Origin of the sequence: Daejeonella sp. (genome assembly GCF_044232565.1) — a bacterium.
Classification (GTDB): Bacteria; Bacteroidota; Bacteroidia; order Sphingobacteriales; family Sphingobacteriaceae; genus Daejeonella.
On the sequence record NZ_JBIILQ010000201.1, the window covers coordinates 1 to 5184 of the forward strand.

5 protein-coding genes are annotated in these 5184 nt (G+C 39.4%); all 5 read right to left on the minus strand.

From position 1 onward, the window contains the following. The coding region (locus ACILQF_RS10320) for a UDP-N-acetylglucosamine--N-acetylmuramyl-(pentapeptide) pyrophosphoryl-undecaprenol N-acetylglucosamine transferase (protein WP_395627328.1) at positions 1-457 on the minus strand (457 nt) is incomplete at its 3' end. Between the two features lie 39 nt (positions 458-496). Then, positions 497-1660, minus strand: a complete 1164-nt coding sequence (locus ACILQF_RS10325) for an FtsW/RodA/SpoVE family cell cycle protein (protein ID WP_395627329.1) — start codon at positions 1658-1660, stop codon at positions 497-499. 52 nt (positions 1661-1712) lie between these two features. Further along, positions 1713-3062: a UDP-N-acetylmuramoyl-L-alanine--D-glutamate ligase gene (gene murD / locus ACILQF_RS10330; RefSeq protein ID WP_395627330.1), complete on the minus strand. Its 1350-nt coding sequence runs from the start codon at positions 3060-3062 to the stop codon at positions 1713-1715. Further along, positions 3062-4300 (minus strand): phospho-N-acetylmuramoyl-pentapeptide-transferase, encoded by a 1239-nt coding sequence (gene mraY, locus ACILQF_RS10335; RefSeq protein ID WP_395627331.1) that lies wholly within the window; start codon positions 4298-4300, stop codon positions 3062-3064. Before mraY ends, murD begins: the two co-directional genes overlap by 1 nt. After that, positions 4300-5184: UDP-N-acetylmuramoyl-L-alanyl-D-glutamate--2,6-diaminopimelate ligase (locus tag ACILQF_RS10340; RefSeq protein WP_395627332.1), on the minus strand; the 885-nt coding region annotated here is incomplete at its 5' end. The genes mraY and ACILQF_RS10340, both read right to left, overlap by 1 nt.

Sequence of the window (5184 nt, forward strand, 5' to 3'; positions counted from 1 at the left end):
ATTTCTCCATTCCATCAAAGGCCACACAAATTACAGATGCATTTTTGCCAAGCCATTTATTGGTAATTCCGGCATAGGAATTTTGCTCCTGAATGAGGTAAGGAATATTCATTTGAGATGCCGCATACAATAAAGGACCTGAAGCATATCCACCAACACCTACAACAACATCAGGGTTAAAATCTTTGATTATTGCTCTCGCTTTGAGCACACTTTTCAAAACCTTGAATGGCAGGAACACATTTTTAATAAGAGAAGCACGCTGAAAACCACTGATATCTAAACCAATAATTTTATAGCCTGCAGCAGGAACTTTTTCCATTTCCATGCGACCATTAGCACCGACAAAAAGAATCTCCGTTTGGGAATCAATTTTTTTCAGGGCATTAGCAATAGCAATAGCCGGAAAAATATGTCCGCCAGTACCGCCTCCGCTTATGATCACTCTTTTTGCCATTTTTAGCTATTAATCTTGTTTATTCTTTGTCTATTAATATTAGGCCATTGCTGGAATCTCACCTATTACTACCTTTTCTTGACTTTGTTTTTTGCGCTCATCATTGTCTCTACTCACGCTTAGAATAATTCCGAAGGCGATGCTAGTGAACAATATTGAGGTACCTCCCATACTTACAAGAGGCAGCGGTACACCCGTAACAGGTCCCAATCCAACAGCCACCGCCATATTACCAAATGCCTGGATGCTTAAACTAAAGCTCAAGCCTGCAGCGAGAAGTGCCCCAAAGGCCTTCGGACTCTGCGTTACAATTAAAACGCATCGATATAGAAATATTAGATATAATAAGACTAGTCCGACGCCACCCACCATACCATACTCCTCAATAATTAGTGCGTACACAAAATCCGAGTAAGGGTGAGGTAAATAATTTCTTTGCGTACTATTTCCCGGACCTTTACCAAACAATCCGCCGGTAGCGATTGCAATTTTTGCTTGGTCAGCCTGAAATGATTTATCGGAACTGGCCTTTTCAGGATTCCAAAAGGTTTGAATACGGGAATAGTAGGTATTGCGTCGCGGACCGAGGAACATTACAGCTGCAAGCAGAATAGAGCCTGCAAAGCAAACTACTGCAATTTGTTTTATACTAATCCGACCAATAAGAAGCAGAAGAATACTTACTCCAAATAACATGATAGCGGTAGAAAGATTGGCTAAAGCAATTAGGACGAAGACGCCACAAACAGCACTCATAATTGGAATAAAAGCCTTTTTAACATCCTTTATATTTTCTTGCTTCTTACTTAAGCTTCTTGCCAAGAAAGTAATTAGGGCAAGTTTGGCAAGATCTGAAGTCTGGAACGTTTGATTAATAATTGGAATAGTTACCCAGCGACTAGCCTCATTAACATTGGCACCGAAAATCAAAGTATAGGCGAGTAAAGGAATAGTAATAACCATCAAAACCTTGCTAATACCAGCGTAATAGCGATAATCAAGAAGGTGAGAGAAATACATTAAGGCGATACCACCAACAATCATCACTAAGTGTTTAATTAGAAATTGCTCAGTGCCAACACCTTTTTTATAGGCAAGCGTACCTGTTGCACTGTAAACAGCTAATAGCGACCATACCGAAAGTAAAATCACAATAAGCCAAATCCAGCGATCACCTTTTGTTTTGCTAATTAGTCTTTCCATGTAGATGGTTAGTTGGTTAGTTATTAGTTGGTTAGTTTTAGTTGGTTAGTGATTAGAGTTCTTTTACTGCTTTTTTAAACTGGTTTCCTCTGTCTTCATAATTTTTAAATAAGTCGAAGCTCGCACAAGCAGGTGATAAGAGTACAGTATCGCCTTTAGCTGCTAGGTGATAGGCCATTTGAACGGCTTCATCAGCTGAAAAAGTATTTACAATAACCTCTACATCATCTTCAAAAGCCTCATGAATGCGTTTATTATCCTTGCCGAGGCAAACGATGGCTTTCACTTTCGACTTCACCAAATCTTTTAGCATATTATAGTCATTGCCCTTATCTACCCCACCAAGGATAAGTACAACATCTGAAGGCATACTTTCAAGGGCATACCAAGTTGAATTCACATTTGTCGCTTTTGAGTCGTTGATAAAATCAATACCCGAAATACGAGCAACATGCTCCAATCTATGCTCAATATTAGTGAAGCTAGCCATGCTTTCGCGGATGCTTTCATTTCTCAATTCAAGAACTTTTGCCACTATTCCTGAAGCCATAGAGTTGTAGATGTTGTGCTTGCCCTGAAGAGCTAAATCTTTAATTGACATAGTAAATGATTCTTGGTTGTGGTGAAGTTTTATATTAATCTGATCGTTTTGAAGGAATGCGCCGTTATCAAGTATATTTTCGATTGAAAATGGAAAAGCTTGAGCATTAATTTGATGTTTTAATAGGCCTTTTTGAGTTTCCTCATCATCAGCGCAATAGATAAACACATCACCCGGCGCTTGGTTTTGAATAATTCTGAACTTTGAGTCCGAATAATTCTCCATTTTATAATCGTAACGATCTAAATGATCGGGCGTAATATTCAGTAAAACAGCGATATCAGCTTTAAACTGATACATATTATCGAGCATGAAGCTGCTGATTTCCAATACATAGATATCAAAATTTTCAAATGCTACCTGGCGTGCAAAGCTCTTGCCGATATTTCCAGCTAGACCAATATTTAGACCTGCATTTTTGAGAATGTGATAGGTTAGTAAGGTGGTAGTTGATTTGCCGTTAGACCCAGTAATACAGATCATTTTAGCATTGGTATAGCGACCAGCAAATTCAATTTCAGAAAGAATAGGAATATTATTTTGGATCAACTTTTTAATAATCGGGGCCTTTTCAGGGATTCCCGGACTTTTAATTACCTCGGTAGCAGCAAGAATGAGATCCTCATTATGGCCATTCTCTTCAAAAGAGATTTCAGCCTGAAGTAAATCATTTTTGTACTTATCAGCAATAGGGCCAAAATCAGACACGAAAACCTCAAAGCCTTGCTTTTGAGCAAGCAAAGCCGCACCAACGCCGCTTTCGCCGGCACCAAGAATGACGATATAGTTCTTCTTTCCCATTACCTTAGCTTTAAAGTGACGATGGTTAAAATAGCAAGGATTATACCTACAATCCAGAAGCGCGTTACAATTTTAGCTTCGTGGTATCCTTTTTTCTGGTAGTGGTGATGAAGGGGAGACATCAAAAATATGCGACGACCTTCACCGAATTTCCTTTTCGTATATTTAAAATAAGAAACCTGCAAGATTACAGATAGATTTTCAATTAAAAACACCCCGCAAAGCACCGGAATTAGAAGTTCCTTCCTAATCATGATGGCGAATGCTGCAATGATACCTCCAATAGCAAGGCTGCCTGTATCACCCATAAACACTTGCGCAGGATAAGAGTTATACCATAAAAATCCCACACAAGCACCTACAAAGGCACCAGCAAAAATTACCAATTCACCCGAAAAGGGGATGTACATAATATTAAGGTAATCAGCGAAAATGGCATTTCCAGAAACATAAGCTAGAATTGCGAGCGTAATTCCTATAATTGCCGAAGTACCTGTTGCGAGCCCGTCGATACCATCTGTTAAATTAGCGCCATTTGAAACGGCAGTAACAATAACCACTACGAAGAGAAGAAAAACTACTAGGGAATATTTACCATACTCCGCTCCAAAAACTGTTAGAACTTTGGCATAATCAAATTCATTATCCTTGTAAAAAGGCACATTGGTAAGCGTAGATTTAACATCTTGATAATAATATTTTGATGAAGGATTTACAGCATCCGCAGAAGCCTGAACAGCTGCAGGAGCTGCTATACGCTCTCTAACTACAATATCAGGATGGAAATACATGGTCCAGCCGATAATTAAAGCCAATCCCACCTGACCCATAATTTTAAAGCGGCCAGCAAGACCTTCCTTATCTTTTTTAAATACTTTTATGTAATCATCAAGGAAGCCAATTGCCCCCATCCAAACGGTAGTGATGAGCATTAAGATAATGTAAATATTATCGATACGCGCAAATAAGAGGGTTGGGACTAATATTCCAAGAAGAATGATCAGACCGCCCATAGTGGGAGTCCCTTGCTTTTGCATTTGACCTTCCAACCCGAGGTTCCTCACCGATTCACCCACTTGTTTGGCACGAAGAATTCTGATAAGGCGAGCTCCATAAACAGTGGTAAGAAGAAGCGATAAGATTACAGCCATGCTTGTACGGAACGATATAAACTGAAACAAGCCTGCTCCAGGAATATCATATTGCTTATCAAGCCAGGCAAATAGGTAGTACAACATTAGCTTACCAGATTTAAAAATTCAGTTAATATTTCTTTATCATCAAAAGGAAGCTTCACTCCTGCGATTTCCTGATATTTTTCATGCCCTTTTCCGGCCACCACAATGATATCGCCAGGTTTCGCCAAATGGCAGGCTGTACGAATCGCCTCCCTTCTATCGGTAATAGAAAGCACTTTTTTCTTAGTGTGGGGCATCACCCCGACTTCCATTTCCCTAATTATTTGTTCTGGAGCTTCAGTTCGGGGGTTATCAGATGTAAGAATTACCTTATCACTCCAATCACAAGCAACCTGCGCCATTATGGGGCGTTTTGTTTTATCACGATCGCCACCACAACCAATTACAGTTATTAGCTGCTCAGTACCTTTACGGATATCCTGAATGGTGCTAAGCACATTTTGCACTGCATCTGGCGTATGTGCATAATCAACAATACCGATAATTCCGGAGGGAGAAATCATGTAATCGAAGCGACCTTCAGCACCTGAAAGACGACTCAAGGAGGTCAAAACCCTCAATTTATCCTGCTCTAATAAGAGTGCTGTGGCATAAACAGCTAATAGATTATAGGCATTGAAGCTACCCACCATTTTAAACCAAACCTCATCCTGTTCGATATCAAGCAGGAGTCCGCTGAAATGATTTTCAATAATTTTAGCTTTAAAATCAGCGATATTTTTAAGCCCGTAGCTCTTTTTATGCGCCTTCGTATTTTGGAGCATCACCATTCCATTTTTATCATCCACATTGGTTAATGCGAAAGCCTTATTGTTGAGACCATCAAAGAAGCCTTTTTTAGCTTTTAAATATGAATCAAAGGTTTTATGGAAATCGAGGTGATCATGAGTAAGATTAGTAAATATTCCGCCGGCAAATTCAAG